This is a genomic window from Cytobacillus sp. FSL R5-0569 (genome assembly GCF_038007265.1).
In the GTDB taxonomy this organism is placed as follows: Bacteria; Bacillota; Bacilli; order Bacillales; family Cytobacillaceae; genus Cytobacillus; species Cytobacillus kochii.
The window spans coordinates 4,141,829-4,162,074 of the sequence record NZ_JBBOWW010000001.1 but is presented as its reverse complement, the minus strand read 5'-3'; the positions used below and the strand labels follow the sequence as shown (position 1 = coordinate 4,162,074).

Annotated in this window: 24 protein-coding genes; 18 read left to right on the top strand and 6 right to left on the bottom strand. The window is 38.5% G+C overall.

Annotated elements, in window-relative coordinates:
* Nucleotides 1–146: 146 nt before the first annotated feature.
* Entirely contained in the window at nt 147–473 is a 327-nt protein-coding gene (locus tag MKX78_RS21190) for a YnfA family protein (protein ID WP_251162482.1), read from the bottom strand.
* A gap of 65 nt (nt 474–538) precedes the next feature.
* On the opposite strand from MKX78_RS21190, the gene MKX78_RS21185 reads away from it, so the two are divergent.
* Both MKX78_RS21185 and MKX78_RS21180 read left to right on the top strand, forming a co-directional pair.
* The gene (locus tag MKX78_RS21185) at nt 539–769 is read left to right on the top strand and encodes a hypothetical protein (protein ID WP_307315957.1); all 231 of its coding nucleotides are present in this window, start codon (nt 539–541) and stop codon (nt 767–769) included.
* 216 nt (nt 770–985) lie between these two features.
* The gene (locus MKX78_RS21180) at nt 986–1,168 is read left to right on the top strand and encodes a hypothetical protein (RefSeq protein WP_341052272.1); all 183 of its coding nucleotides are present in this window, start codon (nt 986–988) and stop codon (nt 1,166–1,168) included.
* 30 nt (nt 1,169–1,198) lie between these two features.
* Here the strand turns inward: MKX78_RS21180 and MKX78_RS21175 are convergent, their stop codons facing one another.
* Entirely contained in the window at nt 1,199–2,728 is a 1,530-nt protein-coding gene (locus tag MKX78_RS21175) for an amidase (RefSeq protein WP_307315953.1), read from the bottom strand.
* Between the two features lie 145 nt (nt 2,729–2,873).
* Between MKX78_RS21175 and MKX78_RS21170 the strand changes: the two genes are divergently transcribed.
* From MKX78_RS21170 to MKX78_RS21155, 4 genes are all read left to right on the top strand, one after another.
* A complete protein-coding gene (locus MKX78_RS21170) occupies nt 2,874–3,293 on the top strand; it encodes a DUF4825 domain-containing protein (RefSeq protein ID WP_224937209.1) in 420 nt (139 codons plus the stop codon).
* A gap of 550 nt (nt 3,294–3,843) precedes the next feature.
* The gene (locus MKX78_RS21165; RefSeq protein ID WP_328198187.1) at nt 3,844–4,269 is read left to right on the top strand and encodes a hypothetical protein; all 426 of its coding nucleotides are present in this window, start codon (nt 3,844–3,846) and stop codon (nt 4,267–4,269) included.
* A gap of 23 nt (nt 4,270–4,292) precedes the next feature.
* On the top strand, nt 4,293–5,057 hold the full coding sequence (locus MKX78_RS21160; RefSeq protein WP_095371773.1) for a hypothetical protein: 765 nt from the start codon (nt 4,293–4,295) through the stop codon (nt 5,055–5,057).
* A 57-nt stretch (nt 5,058–5,114) separates the two neighbouring features.
* A complete protein-coding gene (locus MKX78_RS21155; RefSeq protein WP_322909730.1) occupies nt 5,115–5,540 on the top strand; it encodes a hypothetical protein in 426 nt (141 codons plus the stop codon).
* 460 nt (nt 5,541–6,000) lie between these two features.
* Here the strand turns inward: MKX78_RS21155 and MKX78_RS21150 are convergent, their stop codons facing one another.
* Nucleotides 6,001–6,615: a nitroreductase family protein gene (locus tag MKX78_RS21150; protein ID WP_095371775.1), complete on the bottom strand. Its 615-nt coding sequence runs from the start codon at nt 6,613–6,615 to the stop codon at nt 6,001–6,003.
* A 128-nt stretch (nt 6,616–6,743) separates the two neighbouring features.
* On the opposite strand from MKX78_RS21150, the gene MKX78_RS21145 reads away from it, so the two are divergent.
* Together MKX78_RS21145 and MKX78_RS21140 are read left to right on the top strand one after the other, a co-directional pair.
* On the top strand, nt 6,744–7,079 hold the full coding sequence (locus MKX78_RS21145; RefSeq protein ID WP_095371776.1) for a winged helix-turn-helix transcriptional regulator: 336 nt from the start codon (nt 6,744–6,746) through the stop codon (nt 7,077–7,079).
* A 155-nt stretch (nt 7,080–7,234) separates the two neighbouring features.
* Nucleotides 7,235–7,684 carry a DUF1569 domain-containing protein gene (locus tag MKX78_RS21140; RefSeq protein WP_095371777.1) on the top strand — a complete coding sequence of 150 codons (450 nt, stop codon included), beginning with the start codon at nt 7,235–7,237 and terminating at the stop codon, nt 7,682–7,684.
* Nucleotides 7,685–7,688: 4 nt separating this feature from the next.
* On the opposite strand, the gene MKX78_RS21135 is transcribed toward MKX78_RS21140, so the two are convergent.
* A complete protein-coding gene (locus MKX78_RS21135; protein WP_307315938.1) occupies nt 7,689–8,150 on the bottom strand; it encodes a low molecular weight protein-tyrosine-phosphatase in 462 nt (153 codons plus the stop codon).
* Nucleotides 8,143–8,754, bottom strand: a complete 612-nt coding sequence (locus tag MKX78_RS21130; RefSeq protein ID WP_251162174.1) for a TetR/AcrR family transcriptional regulator — start codon at nt 8,752–8,754, stop codon at nt 8,143–8,145. The genes MKX78_RS21135 and MKX78_RS21130 overlap by 8 nt, the downstream gene beginning before the upstream one ends.
* Before the next feature lie 170 nt (nt 8,755–8,924).
* On the opposite strand from MKX78_RS21130, the gene MKX78_RS21125 reads away from it, so the two are divergent.
* Nucleotides 8,925–9,695 carry an SDR family NAD(P)-dependent oxidoreductase gene (locus MKX78_RS21125; protein WP_341052266.1) on the top strand — a complete coding sequence of 257 codons (771 nt, stop codon included), beginning with the start codon at nt 8,925–8,927 and terminating at the stop codon, nt 9,693–9,695.
* A 42-nt stretch (nt 9,696–9,737) separates the two neighbouring features.
* On the opposite strand, the gene MKX78_RS21120 is transcribed toward MKX78_RS21125, so the two are convergent.
* On the bottom strand, nt 9,738–10,538 hold the full coding sequence (locus tag MKX78_RS21120; RefSeq protein ID WP_341052264.1) for a GNAT family N-acetyltransferase: 801 nt from the start codon (nt 10,536–10,538) through the stop codon (nt 9,738–9,740).
* A gap of 355 nt (nt 10,539–10,893) precedes the next feature.
* On the opposite strand from MKX78_RS21120, the gene pgsB reads away from it, so the two are divergent.
* From pgsB to MKX78_RS21075, 9 genes are all read left to right on the top strand, one after another.
* Nucleotides 10,894–12,075, top strand: a complete 1,182-nt coding sequence (gene pgsB, locus MKX78_RS21115) for a poly-gamma-glutamate synthase PgsB (protein ID WP_095371782.1) — start codon at nt 10,894–10,896, stop codon at nt 12,073–12,075.
* A gap of 12 nt (nt 12,076–12,087) precedes the next feature.
* The gene (gene pgsC, locus MKX78_RS21110; protein ID WP_095371783.1) at nt 12,088–12,537 is read left to right on the top strand and encodes a poly-gamma-glutamate biosynthesis protein PgsC; all 450 of its coding nucleotides are present in this window, start codon (nt 12,088–12,090) and stop codon (nt 12,535–12,537) included.
* 18 nt (nt 12,538–12,555) lie between these two features.
* Complete coding sequence (locus tag MKX78_RS21105) at nt 12,556–13,710, top strand: CapA family protein (protein ID WP_341052263.1); 1,155 nt, start codon at nt 12,556–12,558, stop codon at nt 13,708–13,710.
* Nucleotides 13,707–13,865, top strand: coding sequence for a hypothetical protein (locus MKX78_RS21100; RefSeq protein WP_157733881.1), 159 nt, complete (start codon nt 13,707–13,709; stop codon nt 13,863–13,865). Before MKX78_RS21105 ends, MKX78_RS21100 begins: the two co-directional genes overlap by 4 nt.
* Before the next feature lie 13 nt (nt 13,866–13,878).
* Complete coding sequence (locus tag MKX78_RS21095) at nt 13,879–15,498, top strand: gamma-glutamyltransferase family protein (protein ID WP_341052262.1); 1,620 nt, start codon at nt 13,879–13,881, stop codon at nt 15,496–15,498.
* Nucleotides 15,499–16,356: 858 nt separating this feature from the next.
* A complete protein-coding gene (locus tag MKX78_RS21090; protein ID WP_341052260.1) occupies nt 16,357–17,727 on the top strand; it encodes a capsular polysaccharide export protein, LipB/KpsS family in 1,371 nt (456 codons plus the stop codon).
* The gene (kdsB, locus tag MKX78_RS21085; RefSeq protein ID WP_095371787.1) at nt 17,684–18,415 is read left to right on the top strand and encodes a 3-deoxy-manno-octulosonate cytidylyltransferase; all 732 of its coding nucleotides are present in this window, start codon (nt 17,684–17,686) and stop codon (nt 18,413–18,415) included. Before MKX78_RS21090 ends, kdsB begins: the two co-directional genes overlap by 44 nt.
* The gene (kdsA, locus tag MKX78_RS21080; RefSeq protein WP_095371788.1) at nt 18,408–19,289 is read left to right on the top strand and encodes a 3-deoxy-8-phosphooctulonate synthase; all 882 of its coding nucleotides are present in this window, start codon (nt 18,408–18,410) and stop codon (nt 19,287–19,289) included. Before kdsB ends, kdsA begins: the two co-directional genes overlap by 8 nt.
* Entirely contained in the window at nt 19,252–20,235 is a 984-nt protein-coding gene (locus MKX78_RS21075) for a KpsF/GutQ family sugar-phosphate isomerase (protein ID WP_341052256.1), read from the top strand. The genes kdsA and MKX78_RS21075 overlap by 38 nt, the downstream gene beginning before the upstream one ends.
* The last annotated feature ends 11 nt before the right edge of the window (nt 20,236–20,246 follow it).

The following is a 20,246-nucleotide window of genomic DNA, read 5'->3' as shown; positions in this document are numbered from 1 at the left end:
GAGATCGAAAATCACAAGAAGTGTGGGCAAATTTATAAAGTCCGCACTTGCTCCAATCACCCATTATGCAGACATCAGTCGCTTTTATCTAGAAAGACTTTTACATTACAATTAAACTAAGCACCAATACAGCATTAATCACATGCTTAATGACGAGGCGCTAGTAACATCACGCCAACACCAACCAAGCAGATGGCAGCTCCAATCCAGTCATACATATCAGGTGCTTTTTTATCAATGCCCCAGCCCCAAAGGACAGACAAAATAATGAATACACCACCATAGGCAGCATACACACGTCCGAAAGATGGGAAGGTTTGAAAGGTAGCAATCACACCATATAAGGCTAAGGCAACACCACCGCCAATTCCCCAATAAAAAGGTTTCCCCTCCCTTAGCCATAGCCAAATGAAATAACCGCCGCCAATTTCTGCAATTCCGGCTAATAAAAATAGTATAATCGCACTCAAGATTTACTCAACTCCTATTTTCTATTTATGGTAAAATATAGGTAAAGATAACAAGGAGAGGTCATCTGATGAAAAAATTTTTAATATTCTTACTAAGTTTCATCGTACTTATTTATGTATTTGAAATCGGATCCGGTCTAATCATGACACTTATGTATACACCAGAGATTACATTTGCTACAACACAAAGCCAAACAGTTGAATTTGGCACAATTTCTCATCCATTCTCCTATGTATTTGCATTATTCGCTAGCTGTATTGCTTATTTTCTATCTCAACGATTATATCATGCGAAGTAAACTTGAGGTCATGGTCATTGAAAAAGAAAAAAGATGAAGGGAGCAAAATAGAGACAGATGATGATTGGAAGAACTTTTTACGATGCATCAACTGTTGGGGGAATGGCTATTGTTCTTGCCATCATAGGGTATATCACTTATCTAATGAGTTAGTACAATCATGATGTTCTTTAAGAGCATCTTTTTTTATGGAGCATGAATATAAGGAGTGATTCAATGCTAACCTACAGTTTCATCGGCATCTATTTGATGCCAGTCCTATGTATTGTTTTTTGCTTAAATTTGGTTTCCCTTTTGAAGAAAATCCGTGATGAAAAAGAAACAGAGAAAAATACTTTTTGGCTGACAGTATCGTTTAGCTTAATCATTTATACGATTATGAGTCTAGCAGCTAGGTAGAAAACAAAAAAAGCCCCTTCGATTGAAGGGCTACTCCTTTTTCACTAATTGCGGAGCTTTACGGCCACCGGCAACTTTTTCATAGGCATAGGCCATACCAAGTATGTCACCTTCGCTCCACATTGTACTGAAAAAAGCGAGGTTAAAGGGGGAGCCGTTACTATAAAACCCTGCTGGTATTGTTATGAGTGGCAATCCACTAATATTAATTTCGGATATGGTAGAAGTCGCAACATCCTCACGATCTAAAGTTGGTACATCTTCTAGCATTGTTGGGTAAACAAAAGCATCTAATTGTTGCTCAGCCATAATGTAGGTAATGGTGCGTAACAGTTCGTTCTTCGTTTCTTTAAAGCATGTTAAATCAGGTAAGCGTTCAGCATTTTCGAAAGCTTTGTCGGTTTCAAGTGGTCGGACAAAGGAAGTTAAGGGCTGGTCTTCTTCCCAAGGTATCGCTCCTGCTTTTAAGAAAACTTTTTCCATATTTAACGAAGGATCAAGGTTTTTGAAGTATTGATTAAGGTCGTAAAAGAAGGATTCTCTTCCAATCATTGTATCAATAGTTTTCATATATGGAGCCAGTGGCTTTACATGAAAAGGATCTTCAATCACCTCTGCACCCAGTGATTGCAATATTGAAATACTTTTTTTATAAAGTGCTTCCGTTTCTGCCGTCATTTTCGTTTCTCGCCAACTAGGGCCGTATAAACCAATCTTTTTCCCTTTCAAAGCATGTGATGAAAGGAAAGAGGTATAGCCCTTCTCTGGAATCGTACTAGAAATGGTTTTAGCATCATCAGGTGAATAGCCAGCGATAACATCAAGCATAATCGCTGCATCCCGCACCGTTCTGGCATGCGGCCCTAGTACATCTCTTGTACTGCCAGCAAGCGGAGTCACACCTGTAGTAGGAATGAGTCCGAATGAAGGTTTAATGCCAACAATTCCTTGCGCTGCTGCTGGTACTTGTATGGAACCCGCTGTTTCTTCTGCTACTCCAAGAACGGTAAAATTACCAGATACGGCAGTAGCCGTGCCACTACTACTACCACCAGGTGTTAATTTTCTATTTACCGCGTTGTATGTAGGACCTTTCCAACTAGTATTTGCGTGGTATGCACAACTAAAGGCAGGGATATTTGTTTTGCCGAGTATGATGGCATCAGCTGCTTTTAATCTAGAGATAATGGTGGCATCTTTCTGCGGTAATAATTCTATTCCACCTGTATGTTTAGAGAGTGGAGCCCAGCCAAATGTAGATGGAAAACCAACCATATCGACAGCTTCTTTCACAACTACGGGGATACCTGCTAATGGACCCACCTTTTCCCCACGCATCCGTTTCGCATCGATGGTTTTCGCATCAGTAAGCGCCTGTTCGTTCATAAATGTAAAAGCATTATATGTCGATTCATATTGTTCAATGCGCTCAAGAAAAGATCGAATGACTTCTTCAACTGTATACTCACCTGTATCATACAATTTGTGAAGCTGTTCAATTGTTATTTCCTCAAATAAAAATAAATGCTGATTTTCTGATCGTAACGAGTGCGTTTTCATCACATCATCTCCCTTCAACATTTGTGTATTTAATCTATACTATTACAATTGAGGAGAATTTGCATGATTATTGTTAGAAAATTTAACAAAATATGTTATTGTGTTTGTGAGATGGGTTGATTCAAATCGGCCAGGAGGTGGTTAAATGTTATCGAGAAAGAACTTTTTTATTTTACTCTTGCCATTCTTTCTTCTCTTTGGTTGCCAAGGTGCAGAAGAAGAAGAATTATTCCGATATAAGGGTGCCTATATTGGTGACAATAGTGCCGTTGGAAATATACTGAATGAGACAACGGACTCGATCGATTATTTTGAATTAAAGACAGATCAAGAACCGTATGGTTTAGAAGTATTTTATCATGAAGTCAATGATGGAGAGGCATTAATGAAAAAACAAGCGACTGTTCTTTTTTCCTTAGTGCGAAACGTGGAATGGATAAGTTTTCATGTAAATGGAAGTGAAACGAAAGTAACGAGAGGTGAAGTAAACAGTTGGTATGAAAAAGATATAGCAGGTGTAGGGAGCCAAAAGGAGCTAGAGCAATTAATAAACAGTTGGAACTAGATCCATTCTACCTATGACTGCTGAACTACAGGCCTGCACCGTCACTTTTGCAGGTCTTTTTTTATACTAAAACTACCTAGTAAATTGGAATGAGAGATAAGTATTTGGTAGAACAAGTGACCTATTAAATGGATGTGGAAGGTTGAATATTTTTCCTTATTTTTCTTGTTGTACATATAGGTAATTGGATTTAAAAGTCTTGCTAGCAAAGGAGTGGAAGCACTTCTTCTCTATTATTCAAGTGTGAATGAGTGTAAATAATAGGAAAAAAGAGAAAAACATAGATATCAATAATATATTCTGAATTTTTGGTAAATTATTACGTTTTTCATTATGATGCGTCTCATTTATACTACGTGTAGTGTTTTTTATCAAGAACAATATAGAACATATGAAAGAACAAATGACAAATGAAAGGGGGAAAGTGATGATTCTAGGATAAAAGTCACAGCAGTTGAATACTAGCTTTACTTTGTCCTAAAAATGAACACACATCTATGGTTGATTCCCCTATGAAAAATAAATGTGAGCAAGAAAGGACAGTATGAGAGTGAAAAAGGTAACGACCATCACAATCATTATTTGTCTCATGATTGGTCTAACAGGTGTCTTCGTTCAAGCATTTTCGAGCGAATCTCTAGGAAAGTGGAGTAATGCATTATTCGAGATAAGTGAGGAACAGACCAACAATGAGCTGGCAACCGCCTATGAATCTTGGTCTGAACAAATGAAACAGCAAAAGCTAGATGCACAACTAACCTATGAAAAAGCAATGGAAAAAAACGTAGTAGTTTCAAGTGAAGAAGCGAAAAAAGAGATTAACCAATACTTAACTTTATACAAAGTAGATATTCAAAACATAAAAAAAGAACTAAGCGACTCATTTGATACGTATGAAGGTGAAAAGAAGGAAGAACTTAAATCTGAGATGGATCAAGAAATACTATTATTTTTAGAAGAAACGTTAGAAAAATAAATTTCGACAAAGGGGTCGGGAAGATGAAAAAGAAAATCATAGCTGGTGCAGTTACAGTCGGATTGCTAACCGGAGCAGGCTTTTCGTTAGCGAATACAGATGCGGGACAGGCTTTGAAAACTTGGTATGATAACTTATTTAACCAAACAAGTGCTGAGGTTCTGAGTGAATCGGATGCCAATTTTGAACAGTTATTAACAGAGCTCAGAGCAGAAAATGAAACATTAAAGGAATTAGCAGCCAGTCAAATTGACGAGAAAACATTGCGTGAAATTGAAGGTTCTACTTTAGCTATTGACCAGGCCAAATATGAACATATTGCATCCCTAGATGGTGAGAAATTGTTGATCTTGGAAAATATGGATTATCAATTCTATCAACTATTTTTAGAAGGCTATTTTCATATTAAGGCAAAAGGCGATTTAATGCAGGAGGAAGCAACGGCTGGTTTCCAAGCTTTTGCTAGTGAGAAGGGCCAGTCGGCTTTAGAGCAAGTCACAGCGGAATTAAATCAAGCGAAAGCTGATGCAGTAACAGAACTTGAGCAAGAGATTGTAGCAGCGAAACAGGAAATTGTTACAAAAGTGGAATCTCAAGTTGAAATTAGTAGCCGAAATCTTCGTAATCAGGCGAATTGGAAGGCTGAAGAAATTCGAGAGGCATTAGATGCCATCCTAGCTAATTTAGTCGCAGAACAAGAGGCTGCTATAACAGCGAAAGCTGCTGAATTAGAGGCAGATGCAAAGATGAGTTTAGATGACGTTGTCAACAATATTGTCAATGATTAATTCGTTTCAGGGCCAGCTTGCTTGGCCCTGGAAATCTCGTAAAGGGAGGAAAACAAAATGAGTCATAAAAAAAGGAAATATATCAAAATATTGTTTAGTTGCCTTTTCGCAGGTTTCCTTCTTTCTGTTAGTTTTCGATTTGTTTCTGCAGGTGAAGATATGGAATCGATGCTAACGAATTGGTTTTCTGCAAAAAAAGCAGCGTCCATTGCCGAGATAGAAACGGCTGTCAACGAAGAAAAAAATAAACAAATTGCTAAATTAAAAGAAGAAATCCCACAAAAACTAGCGGAAGCAGATCAACAAATAAAAGAAAAAACACAGTCAGAAGTGGCAAAACGTGTAGCTGAATTAGATGCGTACACAAATGAACTGATCAAAAATTACGATCCAACCATTGAGGAGAATCAGAAAAAAATCGCTGAGTTAGAAGCCATAATGGAAGCAGCAAAGGCTGATATGACGGCAGTAGCTGAGGAATAGTTGAGTTGATCCATTCTTAACTGATTCCACTAATTCATCACTAACAGGGGCCTGTCTTTTATTGTTAAACTTTGAATCGATGTGGGTTGAAACCGTTCAAACTGAAATCCGCATTTGAAAGCTTGACGCGATACCGGGTTAAACGAATCAAATTTACCGATGTCTCCAGTTAATTAACGTGTTTCCAACCTAATCTAACAAAAAAATAATCCAAACCCTTCCCTATATTGCTGCTTTTTCATTTTAATCAAATCCAAGATTATTAAAATTTAAAACATCATCTGTCCTTATCTAAACAAAATCAAACTCCAATCTGAACTCTTATCGATTCCAATTTCAATTTCAATCCATAAAGATCATATACCGCACCATAAAAAAGAACAAAGACCAAAAAGTCTTTGTTCACACATAACTTACTTTTCAATGGTTCTCATTGATAGTCGGTGTCATTTCTATACGATTAATAAAACTTCACTACGCGCTCAAGAGGTAGTCTAGTTGTATTAAAGGCAGGTGCAGCGCTTTTGCCGATAGCGATTAATGTAATGGGGAATATGTTTTCTTCTAGCTCAAATTGTTTGGCGAAGGCAGCTTTATCGAAGCCTCCCATTACGATTGTATCTAGCTCACGTTCTTTTGCGAGCAGAAGCAATTGCATTGAAATCAGACCAGCATCATAGCTTGCGATGTTCATTAGTCCTTCTTTCGGTTGGCCAGGATAAAATTGGTGTGTATTGCTGATGGTACGGTCAGCAATGGATTGATCCATGTAACCAGCTTCGACATTTTGAGTATAGATTTCCTCAACATTTTTATAAGCTTCCGTATCACCAAGTACGGCAATAACAGCAGAAGCATTTTCTACAATTTTTTGGTTGTTGCCAAATACAGGTAATGCCTTTTTCATTGCTTCATCTTGGATAGCGATAAATCTCCATGATTGTAAATTACTAGAAGAAGGAGCTGAAATAGCATGTGCTAATAGTTCTTCTAAACTTTCTTGATTTATTTTAAAAGAAGGGTCGAATACCCTCACAGACTTGCGTTCATTCATAAGAGTAACTAATTCTGACATTTATTTCTCCACCTTTACTTATGTTTAGTAAGTTTATTTCGTTTATAAACTTACCATTCGTAAGTTATGTTGTCAACTAATGAATATATGGTACTATTTAATGAGGACAGGTAAAGGAGCTATAAAGAATGGATTGTAACCATAAATTGAAAACGGATTCTAAGCATATCTGTAGCAACTACCATGAAGCGATTGAATTTATAGGTCGTAGATGGATGGGCATGGTCATCTATTCCTTAATGGACGGACCGAAGAGATTTTCTGAATTAGCAGATGAAATTAATGGTATTTCTGACCGATTACTTACAGAACGGTTGAATGAACTCATTAAGGAAGAACTTGTGAGTAAAACATTTTTAGAAGATTCTTCGAAAAAAGTTGAATATGCCTTAACAGAAAGAGGAATGAGCTTGAAGAAAGTTATTGAAGCCATTCTTGCTTGGATTGCCGAAAACGAGAAGTAATAACCAAGACAAATATTGTAGCTGAAGAACGAACAGATCTATAGAGGATTTGTTCTTTTTTTTGGCTCTTTTTTATATTAGAAGGAGTTAATAATTCTTTTGTTGAAAGCTATAGATTGAATAATAAATTGAGCTTGAAGAGGGGGGGAGGGGAAATGAAAAGTATCTATGATCCGGTATATTTAGAGGAAATCATAACACGTATAGATCATTTGAGCTCCAATTCAAAACGGCAATGGGGGAAGATGAATGTCGCCCAAATGCTGGCTCATTGCTCAGCCTTTCAAGATATTGCGATGGGGGAATCTTCTCCTAAAAGGAGTTGGTTGGGAATCTTTGTAGGAAACTTCGCCAAACCGATTTTTTATAACGAAAAGACTTTACCTAAAAATATGTCTACGATTCCGACCATTTTAATTGTCAATGATAGGGACTTTAGCAAAGAGAAGGAAAAGTTGAAACAAAAATTGTTGCAATTCCATGCTGATGGACCAGAAAAGTGTACAACCCATCCCCATTCTTTTTTTGGTAAACTAACCGCTGAGCAATGGGGAAAGGGTATATACAAGCATCTAGACCATCATCTCAAACAGTTTGGTCTATAACTCATCATCTTCGTTCTTCCTTTATTTTCTTCATCAAGGCTTCACAACCAGCGCTCACTAAATCATATGTTTCCTGGAAATTCCCGGTATAGTAAGGGTCCGGCACATCTTTTGCATCTTCAGTTAAATCTAATAAACGGAATATTTTTGGATGCTGAGGTTGACCAAGTATACGGTATATATCTTTTATATTCGATTCATCCATTGCCACAATATAATCAAATGCTTCGAAGTCTTCTTTCTGTAATTGACGTCCTTTTAATCCTTTAGAGGAAATACGATAGTCTTTTAAAATCGCGAGTGTCCCTTTATGTGGAGGCGCGTCAATGTGCCAAGAGCTCGTCGCTGCTGAATCTACGAATATTTCTTTCTCTAGTCCAACTTGTTCCACCTTATGTCTAAATATCGCCTCTGCCATTGGTGAACGACAAATATTACCTAAACAAACGAATAACACTTTAATCATGAGGATGCCCCTTTCCTTTTACAAAAAATGATTCAGTCGAAACGACCATAAGTTCAACAATTTGTTCAGCCATATATGTGGGTGTATGTGGGAAGTCCTCTTCAATCCAGCGAATAATGAGACCAGCAATGCCATTGGCTCGATAAATATATAACCATTTAGCGTCAACTGAACTATCCTTAGGCAACACATAGTCGTATTCATCTAAAAAGAGTTGTTCAATTGCTTGTGCCATTTGATAGCGGAAATCGACACGAATATGGTCACTTAATAATAATTGATATAGAGATGCATGTTCTTTGAAATAATTGAATAAAGTAATCTCCTCAATCGGAAGTTCTCGTAAATAAACTTGTTCATAAGCTTGATAAGGAATACCAATTTGTTCAATCATCTCATGTAATGTCTCATCAATGACCTCTTTTAGTAACTCGTCCATCGAATGAAAATTGGCGTAAAATGTTCCACGATTATAATTTGTCTCTCTTGCAATCTCAGATATAGTAATTTGGGCGAAAGGCTTTTTGTATAATAATTCAATAAATTTTGTTTTAATAGCTGCGCGTGACCGTTGTACGCGTTTATCTAAAAAATCATGCTCCAAGAGAATCACCTCTTCTCTTATTATGTTGAATTCCTACATATTTTGCAATTTTACTGAACAAAATAAAATCGGTTGCACATTACTGAACAAAATGCCCCAGTTTGTATATTGAGACACTAAAAATGATGAGATTTAATAGAAACTGAACAAAGGAAAGGGAGGAAAGAACAATGACATTTCCAGTATTAGAAGGTAAAGTCGCTATCATTACAGGCGCAGCAATGGGTATGGGGGAAGCGACGGCTAAACTTTTTGCAGAGGCAAAAGCGAAAGTAGTCGTAGCTGATTTTAATGAGGAAAAAGGCCAAGCAGTAGTAGAAGAAATCAAAGCTAGTGGCGGAGAGGCCGCTTTTGTAAAAGTAGATATCTCGAAATCAAAGGAAGTACAAAACATGGTGCAATTTGTTGTAGACACATATGGTAAATTAGATGTAGCTGTAAATAATGCTGCGCTAACACCAGATGATAAATTAGCCGCTGAGTTCGATGAAGATTATTGGCACCGTTTAATGTCTGTAGACTTAACAGGTACGGCTCTTTGTATGAAATATGAGCTCCAACAATTAGAAAAACAAGGAAACGGTGGTTCGATTGTTAATATCTCATCTGTAAGCGGATTCCGTCCACAACCACAAAATATTGCTTATGTAGCAGCCAAGCACGGAGTAGTTGGAATGACTAAAGTAGCTGCAATGGAATATGGTCCAAAAAATATACGTGTGAATTCAGTAGCTCCTGGTGCAATTGATACACCAATGCTTAGAGGTGCGCTTGATCAGTTTGGATTTACGGAAGAAGAATATGCTCCACAACTAAGCTTGTTGAATCGCTTTGGTCAACCAAGAGAGATTGCTCAAGCAAGTCTATGGTTAGCATCAGATGCATCATCTTATATTACAGGTACCACTATTCATGCGGACGCTGGATATACATCTAGATAAGGTACAATTATTAGAGCTCTTTTTAAAAGGGGCTCTATTTTTTTACTCCTCATAACGATTCATCCTCACCCATATCGCCTTTGTATAGGCAACCCTCATTCCTGCTCGCTCCATATTCCTCTGACTACCTGAACCATAGGAGGCCTGCCCAACTATCCATTTGCAGCCGATTTCCTGCGCATGTTGAAATCTTTGTTGAATAAGTGCAGACTGCACACCTTTTTGACGAAAAGTAGGTAAGGTAGAGGCAGCGGCGAGGTTCCCCCCTTTTTCATTACAAAAAAGTACGCCGACACCAGCCGGTTCATGATCCACTAACGCTAAGTAAAAAGTCCATTCTGGTAACGAATAAAGGACAGCATTGTTTTGTGCTACGCCTTCAAGTAAGAAAGAAGGCATTTGAAAGCCTTGTGTGTATATGTCAGCAAAAGTTTGGAATTCATCTTGATGTAAGGCGCGAATTTCTATTGCGTTATTAACAGGTTTTATGGTATCTGGTAACTGCTTATATAAAGTGGTATGAAAGTCTATCTGATAAAAACCACGTTTATGCAATGCCTTTAATAATGATTGGGAATGATGACTCGGTGCAATTTCGAAGCGAGCAGGAATATGTTTTTCATCATAAAAATCAATTATTTCATCAAGCAATAACTCGTCATCTCCACAAAGCCCTTTGATCACATTAAAAGCTGGCCCCGGAATACTTTTAACAGTGTAAGCCATCGTTTGTCCGAATGATTGAATGGATACGCCCATTGGATTATTTTGTAGGTTTCCAATAGCAAGAAGGCGTGAAGTTAGTGTATCCATTTCGATTTGTTCCCATAATTTTTCATTCATACATTTCACATCCTTGTTCAACTTTTTTTCGACACCCTTCTGGATATTTCCTCTTTGAGAAGTTTTTTTCTATCTTATGTCAGCATTGATTTCACCTGTCATCTAATTTTTATAAATGAAATACCTACCTACGGACATAAAAAATGTTTTATAAGAAAAACGGTTTGAACAACTAGAAAAAATTGTTTATTAATAGTGATTTATCCCTCCGAAATTGTTGTTTTAAGTCAAATCTGGTTGTCATCTATCGGTAAAAAAAGTTTATTTCCATGTGATGGCTATGAAATATTTATATATTAATATATTAATCGTGCCAATTTGACAATGAAAAAAAAGGAAAAGAGGAGGCGGGCATATGTGGATTATTGTTGTTTGCTGTCTCATTTTATTAACGGCAGGAATTATGGAGAAGAGAAAACATCGTAAGAGGCTAGATGCGTTAAAGATACGAGTAAATATTAATGGAATCCGCGGGAAATCAACAGTCACAAGGCTTATTACCGGGATATTATTCGAAGCTGGTTATAAGACAGTAGGAAAAACAACCGGAACGGATGCGAGGATGATTTATTGGAATGATCCAGAAGAGAAACCAATCGTAAGAAAGCCTCAAGGGCCTAACATTGGTGAACAGAAGGAAGTGATTAAAGAGACGGTTGAGCGTGGGGCGGAAGCATTGGTCAGTGAATGTATGGCGGTTAACCCCGATTACCAAATCACTTTCCAAGAAGAATTACTACAAGCGAACATCGGCGTTATCGTTAATGTATTAGAGGATCATATGGATGTCATGGGACCAACATTAGATGAAGTTGCGGAGGCTTTTACAGCGACTATCCCACATAATGGTTATCTAATTATTACCGATGATGCATATCGTGATTATTATGAAAAAGTAGCTGCGGAACGTAACACGACCGTGATTGTTGCAGATAATAGCAAGATTTCAGAAACATTTCTAAAACAGTTCGATTACATGGTTTTCCCTGATAATGCCTCTTTAGCACTGGCTGTAGCAGAAGCGATTGGTATTGATGAAAAAACGGCAAGACAAGGGATGCTCAATGCGCCACCAGATCCAGGAGCGATGAGAATTTCGCCAATTGGACATTCGAAAGAACCATCCTATTTTGTTAATGGTTTTGCGGCAAATGATGCGTCTTCAACTTTGAATATTTGGAAGCGCGTAGAAGAGGTTGGATATCCGACAAAGGAACCCATTGTTATCATGAATTGCCGTGCAGACCGCGTTGATCGTACGGAACAATTTGCAAGAGATGTTTTACCATTTATCCCAATGAAAACACTTGTTGTGATTGGGGAATCGGCGGAACCGATTGTGAAAGCATACGAACTAGGACTTATACCTGCCCATTCATTAGAAAACTTAGAAGGGTCGGATACGGGAGAAATTCTCGAGCATTTAAAAGGAGAAATGAAAGGTTCTACCATTTATGGAGTCGGCAATATACATGGTGCTGCAGAACCGTTAATAGAAGAAATTCAACATTTGAAAATAAAACAATTAGTCAGTTAAGGAGCGTTTTCCATGTTTGGTGATGATTTATACATATCTCTTATTCTAGGCGTCCTACTCAGTCTCTTATTTGCTGAGAAATTTGGGATTATGCCTGCTGGGTTAGTCGTGCCAGGTTATCTGGCTCTTGTATTAGACCAGCCAATCTTTGTTTTAATTATTTTGCTCGTCAGTTTATTAACTTATGTGATTGTAAAATACGGTGTATCAAAGGTCGTTATTTTATACGGACGTCGCAAGTTTGCTGCGATGCTGATTACCGGGATATGTCTCAAATTGATATTAGATTATTTTTACCCGATATTACCGTTTGAGATTAATGAATTTAGAGGGCTGGGGGTTATTGTACCAGGATTGATTGCAAATACGATTCAAAAACAAGGAGTTACCATTACATTAGGTAGCACACTGCTTTTATCCGCTGCCACATTTGGCATTATGTACGTGTATTACCTATTTTAAAGGAGAGAGAAGACCACAATGGAACATAAAAAGAAACCTAGGAAGCTTAATTTTCATGAACAACTTCTTCGTTTCTTAAAGAAGCAGAAAAGGCGTATTCCTGTGCATATCATGATTCTTTTTCCGGTGTTAATAGTCGCATTTGCTATTATCTATAGTTTTGATATTCGTACGGATGCAGATGCTGAGCCAGAAGAGAATGCGCAAGTAACGGGCGTGGCTGTTGGAGATGTGATGGTAGGGAGACATGTGGAAGAAGTAACAAACCGTTATGACTATGAATATTTATTCCGTTATGTTCAGCCTTTGTTTAATCAAGCGGACTATGCGACAGGGAATTTTGAAAATGTAGCAAGCGACAGAGAGCTCGAACCGATGGAAAACAAAGAGATTACATTGCAAGCCAATCGTGAATCGGTTGCGGCGATGAAGGATGCTGGATTTAAAACGATGGCCATGGCGAATAACCATATGATGGATTACGGAGAACAGGGAATGATTGATACCCTTGATACCTTTCATGAACAAGGAATCGATGCCGTTGGCGCTGGGACAAATAGTACCGATGCTAGTAATCGTATTTCTTATCAGGAAATCAATGGATTAACGATTGCCACACTTAGTTTTTCCGACATAAGTTCTGAAGAAACGAAGGCAGGAGAAAAGCAAGCCGGGATATTAGATTTTGATCCAGCCACTTTTATCCCATTAACCGCAGAGGCAAAGAAAAAAGCAGATTACGTGATTGTCCATGCCCATTGGGGACGTGAATATAATAGTCGAGCGAGTGATCGACAAAAAGAGTTGGGAAGAGCGTTAGCAGATGCTGGAGCCGATTTAGTTATTGGACACCACCCCCATGTATTAGAGTCGATTGAGGTCTATGATGACACAGTTATTTTTTATAGCTTGGGTAACTTTATTTTCGACCAAGGCTGGTCAAGAACGAGAGAAACAGCACTCGTACAATTTCATCTCATGCCCACAGGGGAAACGAATTTCGAAATTACCCCTATGAAAATACGAGAAGCTACACCGGCCCCTCTATCAAACTGGGACAAGCTCTCACAGCAGTCAATTATCCGACAATTAACGAGAGACTTGGATGTGGATCACGCGACAGTTGATGATAAATTAACGTTTACGGTTAAACAAAGGGAGGGAGAAGAATGAAGAAGTTCTTCACACGTTTATTGCCTTATTTATTTGTAGCCAGTTTATTCCTTTTTATCGTTGGCTTCAGTCAAACAGATACGCTAACAGAAAAAGAGGAACAAGAAATACAAATCGAGTTATTGAAGGTGAAGGTGCAAGAAAACCAAGATTAAAGAAGGAGGAACAATGAAGAAAAAACTTATACTGCTAGGATTGCTGGTCGTTATTCTCATTGTGATTGTTCTTCTGCGGGTATTTGATGGAAAGGGTGAAGAAGAGGTGAGCCTCCCGATGATAGGAACAGAGAGCGGTGAATACGGGGTAAGTGCAAGCCACCCGTTAGCTGTAAAGGTAGGAATGGAAGTATTAAACGAAGGGGGTAATGCAGTTGATGCAGCTGTTGCTGTGTCTTATGCATTAGCCGTTGTCGAACCATATGGCTCAGGCCTTGGCGGTGGCGGGGAGACACTTGTATATCAAGAAGGCGCAAAGCCATTCGTTCAGCAATATAGAGAAATGGCTCCGCTCTCTTCGGAGGAAGTAGAATCAGATTCAGGCATTCCTGGATTTGTAAAGGGAATGGAAGATATTCATGAGGCTGAAGGAAGTATGTCGTTTAAGAAGATTATGGATAAAGTGATCCCACTAGCTGCAGACGGCTTCGAGGTAGATGAGGATTTATCGTATCGCTTTAAGGTAGCGCTAAAAAATCGGATAGACGAGGATGAAGATTCACCTTTTATTATTGATGGGGAGCCGATAGAACCAGGTGATCGTCTCGTACAACCAGCTCTTGCTGAGACGCTTAAAAACATCCGTGATGGCGGTGCGGCAGCATTTTACCGAGGTGAGATGGCAGAATCATTCGCTGAGCAACATGACTCTTTTGACCGCAGTGATTTTAGTAAGTATACTTCACAAAAAATGAAAGCAGTGCAGGGAGAGTTTATGGGCTATGATGTTTTTTCATCTGCCCCCCCATACTCAGGGCTGACCGTCATTCAATCATTGCAGATGGCAGAGAAAGTATTAGAAGAACAAGAATGGGAAGATGAACCTTCATTTGTCGCCTCTTTCGGAGAAATTAGTAAAATTGCCTACGAGCAGAGATTATCACAAATAGGGGATATGGATTATACCGATCTTGATTTGGAAAAATCAATGAGTAAAGAGTTTACTGATGAGTTGGTGGAGGAGCATAAGGATATTTTCAAAAGTGCCCGATTAAATGATTCAGAGGCAGAGCGTAAAGATTATGGGCATACCACTCATTTTGTTGTCGTAGATGATAACGGTATGATGGTATCAACAACGAATTCATTAGGGAACTTCTTTGGAACAGGAGAGTATATGGAGGAAGGATTCTTCCTGAATAACGCACTCACGAATTACAGTGAAAATGAAAAAAGTCCGAATGTGTTTGAACCAGGTAAACGGCCAAGAAGCTTTATCTCGCCAACGATTCTAGCAAATGATAAAGAAGTTATCGGCATAGGCTCACCTGGAGGAAGAAGAATTCCTGCAGTGGTCACCGAATCCATTCTCTATCATCTTGTGTATGGTTATAGTTTACAACAAGCTGTGGAGCGACCACGCTTCTATTTAGAAGACGACAAAATTGAAATTGAACCAGGCTTCAAACGGGAAACCTATAACGAACTACAAAGTAAAGGCTATAAAGTGAAAATCAATGACAACGCCACTTACTTCGGCAGTGTCAATGCCTTATCCCTACAACTAAATGACCGTACATTAGATGGAGCTGCAGATCCTCGTAGAATAGGAGAATGGAAGAAAGCTGAATAAATGAAAAAGGCATTCAATCAAACGTTTGATTGAATGCCTTTTTTTGCTGAATGACTCCGATATCTGAAGGGTTTCGGGTGAAAATAGTTGCATGAGTAAAACTGTGTGAGTGCTATTAACTTTATGAGGAGAGGGGGTTGCTAAATTGGAAGGATATTTAATAGTAGGTCAATCAGATTTAAGGGAAGTAGATGGTGTGGGGGAAATCCAAGAACGTAGCAAAGAAGTGTGTGCAAGTTGATTACACTTAGAAGTAACGAAGAAGGGGAAAAAATAATATCCAGATACATGAAGTGTGAAAATCCATAGAAGTGTTAGGAAACCGAAAATACGAACATAAGAAGAGGAAGAATCGGCAAGTGGTGTTGGTAAACTGGGAATACGAACATAAAAAAAGAAAAAACCAGCAAGTGGTGTGAGCGAATCGAGATTACAACTATAAGAAGGAGTACATTCTTCCTAACTACACAAGTTACAAAAAACACAGATGAAGTTTGTGTTTATCTATAGAATATACACCAAGAATGATTGCTTTCTTAGAGTAGGAAATATCAAAATCTACACCATTAGTTTGAGGTTTACACTTAAAACAATTTGTTTAACTAAACTAAGTATTCAATAACGTATCATCGAAGCGGAGATTATTGTAAAAGAAAATCTAAAGCTAGCTCCTCTATTGAAAAGACTTCCCCTAAATTGTAAACCCTCCATTAACTATTATGAAAATTTTCTAACAAATGTAAATATCTATTAAATGGTTTGTAAATAATCGGTAAATCCATCATTTTTCGGCGATTGTCATGATACACTCTAGGCAAATAAAGCGTTAAATACAGCCGATGAATTTGGAGGATGCTAATGGCTCATTTCATGTTTATTCGAGGCAACCGCAATAAGAGGCTTTTTCATGATATTGGGGCTGAGTTGGAGCGAAAAGGTCATCAAGTTCATTTAATCCAGCTTGAATTAAATGAGTTACTAATGAAAACGACCATTCCGACCGTTTTTTTACCTAATCATGTGGCGAAAGAGGAATACCCGATTAGTGACAAGGAGTTAATGGATCTACAGATATATAATATTACTTTTACAAAAAGGGTACTGCATAAGGAAATTCCGCTAAGTGAGCTTAGGATGTATAAGCGGTACATGGCAGCACTAGATCACCTGCTTGATAAGTACAACATAGAAGTAATTTGCTTGTTTAATGGCTATCACTGGATTGACCAAATATGTCGTTATTTAGCAAAGAAGAAGGGTTTGCGGACGTATTTCTTTGAAGATGGGTTGTTCAGGCCGTATACGATTACGTGTGACCCGAATGGGATTAATGCCTGTTCAAGCGTCCCGAGAGACTTCTCCTTCTATCAGGATATGGAGGTCGACCGTCCGCGTCTGATGAAATTTATGTTTCGCCCGGAGGAAGAATCACTGAAGCAACTAAAAAGGGAAAATCTAGTGAAGGTTGCTTCAGCAAAACTATTATCAATGGCAGGGTCACTTTTGCGTATTCACCCAAACTATTTTGCTCATATTAATTTCTGGCAAGGACTCAAATATTTCGTTCATAAGAAATGGTATAGCCGAAGAAAGGAAGATGAGGTTGACTTGCGGGGTGAATATATCTTTCTCCCGTTTCAAGTGTCTCGTGATACGCAAATTTTTTATCATTCACCACATATTCAATCAATGGAGCAATTACTAGAAATTACTTTAAAAGCGGTGGAACAATATAACCAGACGTATCACAGGCAAATCAAAGTCATTGTAAAGGAACATCCTGAAGACTTATCAAGACAAAACTATCAATCATTAAAGAACAAATATACAAATGTACAATTTGTGCAAAAATATCGGATGGACAAGCTTTTGAAGGCTAGCTTAGCTGTGGTGACGGTCAATTCAACAGTCGGAATAGAAGCGCTTGCTCATTACAAAAAGGTGATTACATTAGGAGATGCCTTATACAATATTGACCCACTAGTGGAAAGATGTCCGCATCCAGATCTTTTATATCAAAGTTTGCAAAAGTCATTATCGACGCCTTTATCTATAGATAAAATTGAAAAATTTCTCTATTATTTACGATTTCATTACCAAACGGAAGGTGTGCTCAATCGACCTAATAAACAAACAGCAAAGAATTTAGCGAATAGATTAGAAGATTATGAGAGAGGTGTATTGGATGAAAGCGATTGGAATCATTCCCGCAAGGTACGCATCGACTAGATTCCCAGGTAAACCACTTGCACTTATTGCTGGTGTACCAATGATTGAACGGGTATATCGCCAAGTGTGCCAATCGGAAGAATTAGAACGCGTCATTGTCGCTACTGATCATGAAGAAATTAAGAGAGTAGTAGAATCAATCGGGGGTGAGGCGATATTAACAAGCGCCGCCCATGAAACGGGCTCTGACCGTATGGCTGAAGTAGCATCCAATATAGAAGGTGACTTTTTCATTAATATTCAAGGAGATGAGCCCCTCATCCAGCCTACACTAATTAATGAGATGGTTCGTACCTCTCGAAAACAGCAAAATAGGGCTGTAATCACCGCTATGAAAAAAATTAATCGCCCTGAAGATATCACGGACCCAAATGTGGTAAAAGTCGTTACAAATGAGCAAAATGAGGCACTCTACTTTTCGAGAGCACCGATTCCTTTTCAAAGAGGCGAGAAAACCGATTATTTTAAACATATTGGTGTCTATGGTTATCCACGTGAAATATTAATGAGATTCGTTATGCTCCCACAAACACCGCTTGAACAAGCAGAAATGCTTGAGCAACTAAGACTGATAGAAAATAATATCCTGATTAAAATGATTGCAACAGATGACCCGTTCCACGGTGTAGACACAAAGGAAGATATTCAAAAAATAGAAGAGATTCTAGGGGGAAAACAGTATGTCTAAAACAGTCAGATTAAATGATGAAATCGTATTTGGCGGTGAGCGTCCTTTTGTATTAATTGCCGGACCATGTATGTTAGAAAGCAAAGAAGTAGTGATGGAGACAGCGGCAAGATTAAAAGAAATTACCTCTCATTTAGGCATTCCATTTATCTTCAAAGGGTCATTTGATAAAGCGAATCGATCTTCTATTTTTTCCGAAAGAGGGCCTGGACTTCAAGCGGGATTAAACATGTTAGCAAATGTGAAGGATGCCTTTCGCATTCCTGTGTTATCAGATATTCATGAGCCTAGCCAAGCGGCTTTAGCTAGTCAAGTACTGGATATTATCCAAATCCCAGCCTTTCTTTGTAGACAAACAGACTTGCTTACTGCTGCAGCGAAAACAGGAAAAGTTATCAATGTAAAAAAAGGTCAATTCCTCTCTCCTACTGACATGAACAATGTTGTAACAAAGTTAAAGGAAGCAGGCAATGACCGAATATTACTTACAGAAAGAGGTTCAACATTTGGTTATAACAATTTAGTTGTGGATATGCGTTCATTACCAATGATGAGAGAAATGGCACCAGTTGTATTTGATGCCACACATAGTGTGCAAATCCCAGGAGGCAATGGTACAAGTACAGGAGGGAAGCGTGAATTTGTTCCTTACTTATCTCGTGCCGCAGCAGCAGTTGGTGTCGACGCTATTTTTATGGAGGTTCACCCTAACCCTGAAAAAGCGTTATCTGATGGACCGAATATGGTGAAATTAAGTGATGTAGAACAAATATTAAAACCGATTGTAGCCATGGATTGTTTATTAAAAGCGTCATCCTATGCAGGAGGGAATGAGCATGCTGAATATGAAAACGAACCAGCTGGATTATACTAATCACGTAATTTCTGTCTTGGAAAAAGAAGCAACAGCTATTATGCAGTTAAAAGATCAAGTCGGTCCACATATCAATGAAGCGATTGCCATGATTCTCCAATGTGAAGGAAGAGTGGTTATTACAGGCATAGGCAAATCAGGCATAATTGCCAGAAAAATCAATGCTACTATGGCGAGTACAGGTACACCTTCTATTTTCCTTCATCCATCGGAAGGGTTGCATGGAGATTTAGGGATGGTTACGGCAAAGGATGTAGTGATAGCGATATCAAATAGTGGGGAATCGGAAGAAGTATTACAGCTCATCCCGTCCATAAAAAGAATCGGTGCAAAAATGATTAGTATTGTGAAAAACCCATTATCAACATTGGCTAGAAAGTCAGAGATCGTCCTTTGTATAGGTAATGTAGTAGAAGCCTGCCCACATGGTTTAGCTCCTACAACAAGCACGACGGTTACTTTAGCTTTAGGAGACGCCTTAGCCATTGCCTTACTAGAAGCAAGAAACTTTCAGCCAGAAGATTTTGCAGTCTTTCATCCGGCAGGCTCATTAGGTAGAAGATTATTACTTAAAACAGCTGATGTGGTCGCTAATACCCGCAAAAACCCGATTATTGCAACACATGCAACCGTTCAAGAAGCACTATTCTCTATGACTTTACAAGGAATGGGCGCGATTAGTGTAGTCACAGAGAAAAATGAATTATTCGGGATTTTAACAGATGGTGATATTCGAAGAGCATTTGCGATGACAAATACAATACTTGAAGAACAAGTCCTTCAATATTGTAATCCACAACCATATTTCCTATCAGAAAATCACCTTGCTTCTGAAGCGAAGACATTAATGGAGCAGCATAAAGTAAATGTGCTGCCGATAGTCAATGACAAACATGAGCCCACTGGTATGATTCATATTCATGACCTTATGCATCTTGGGTTGTAGGAGGCACACTG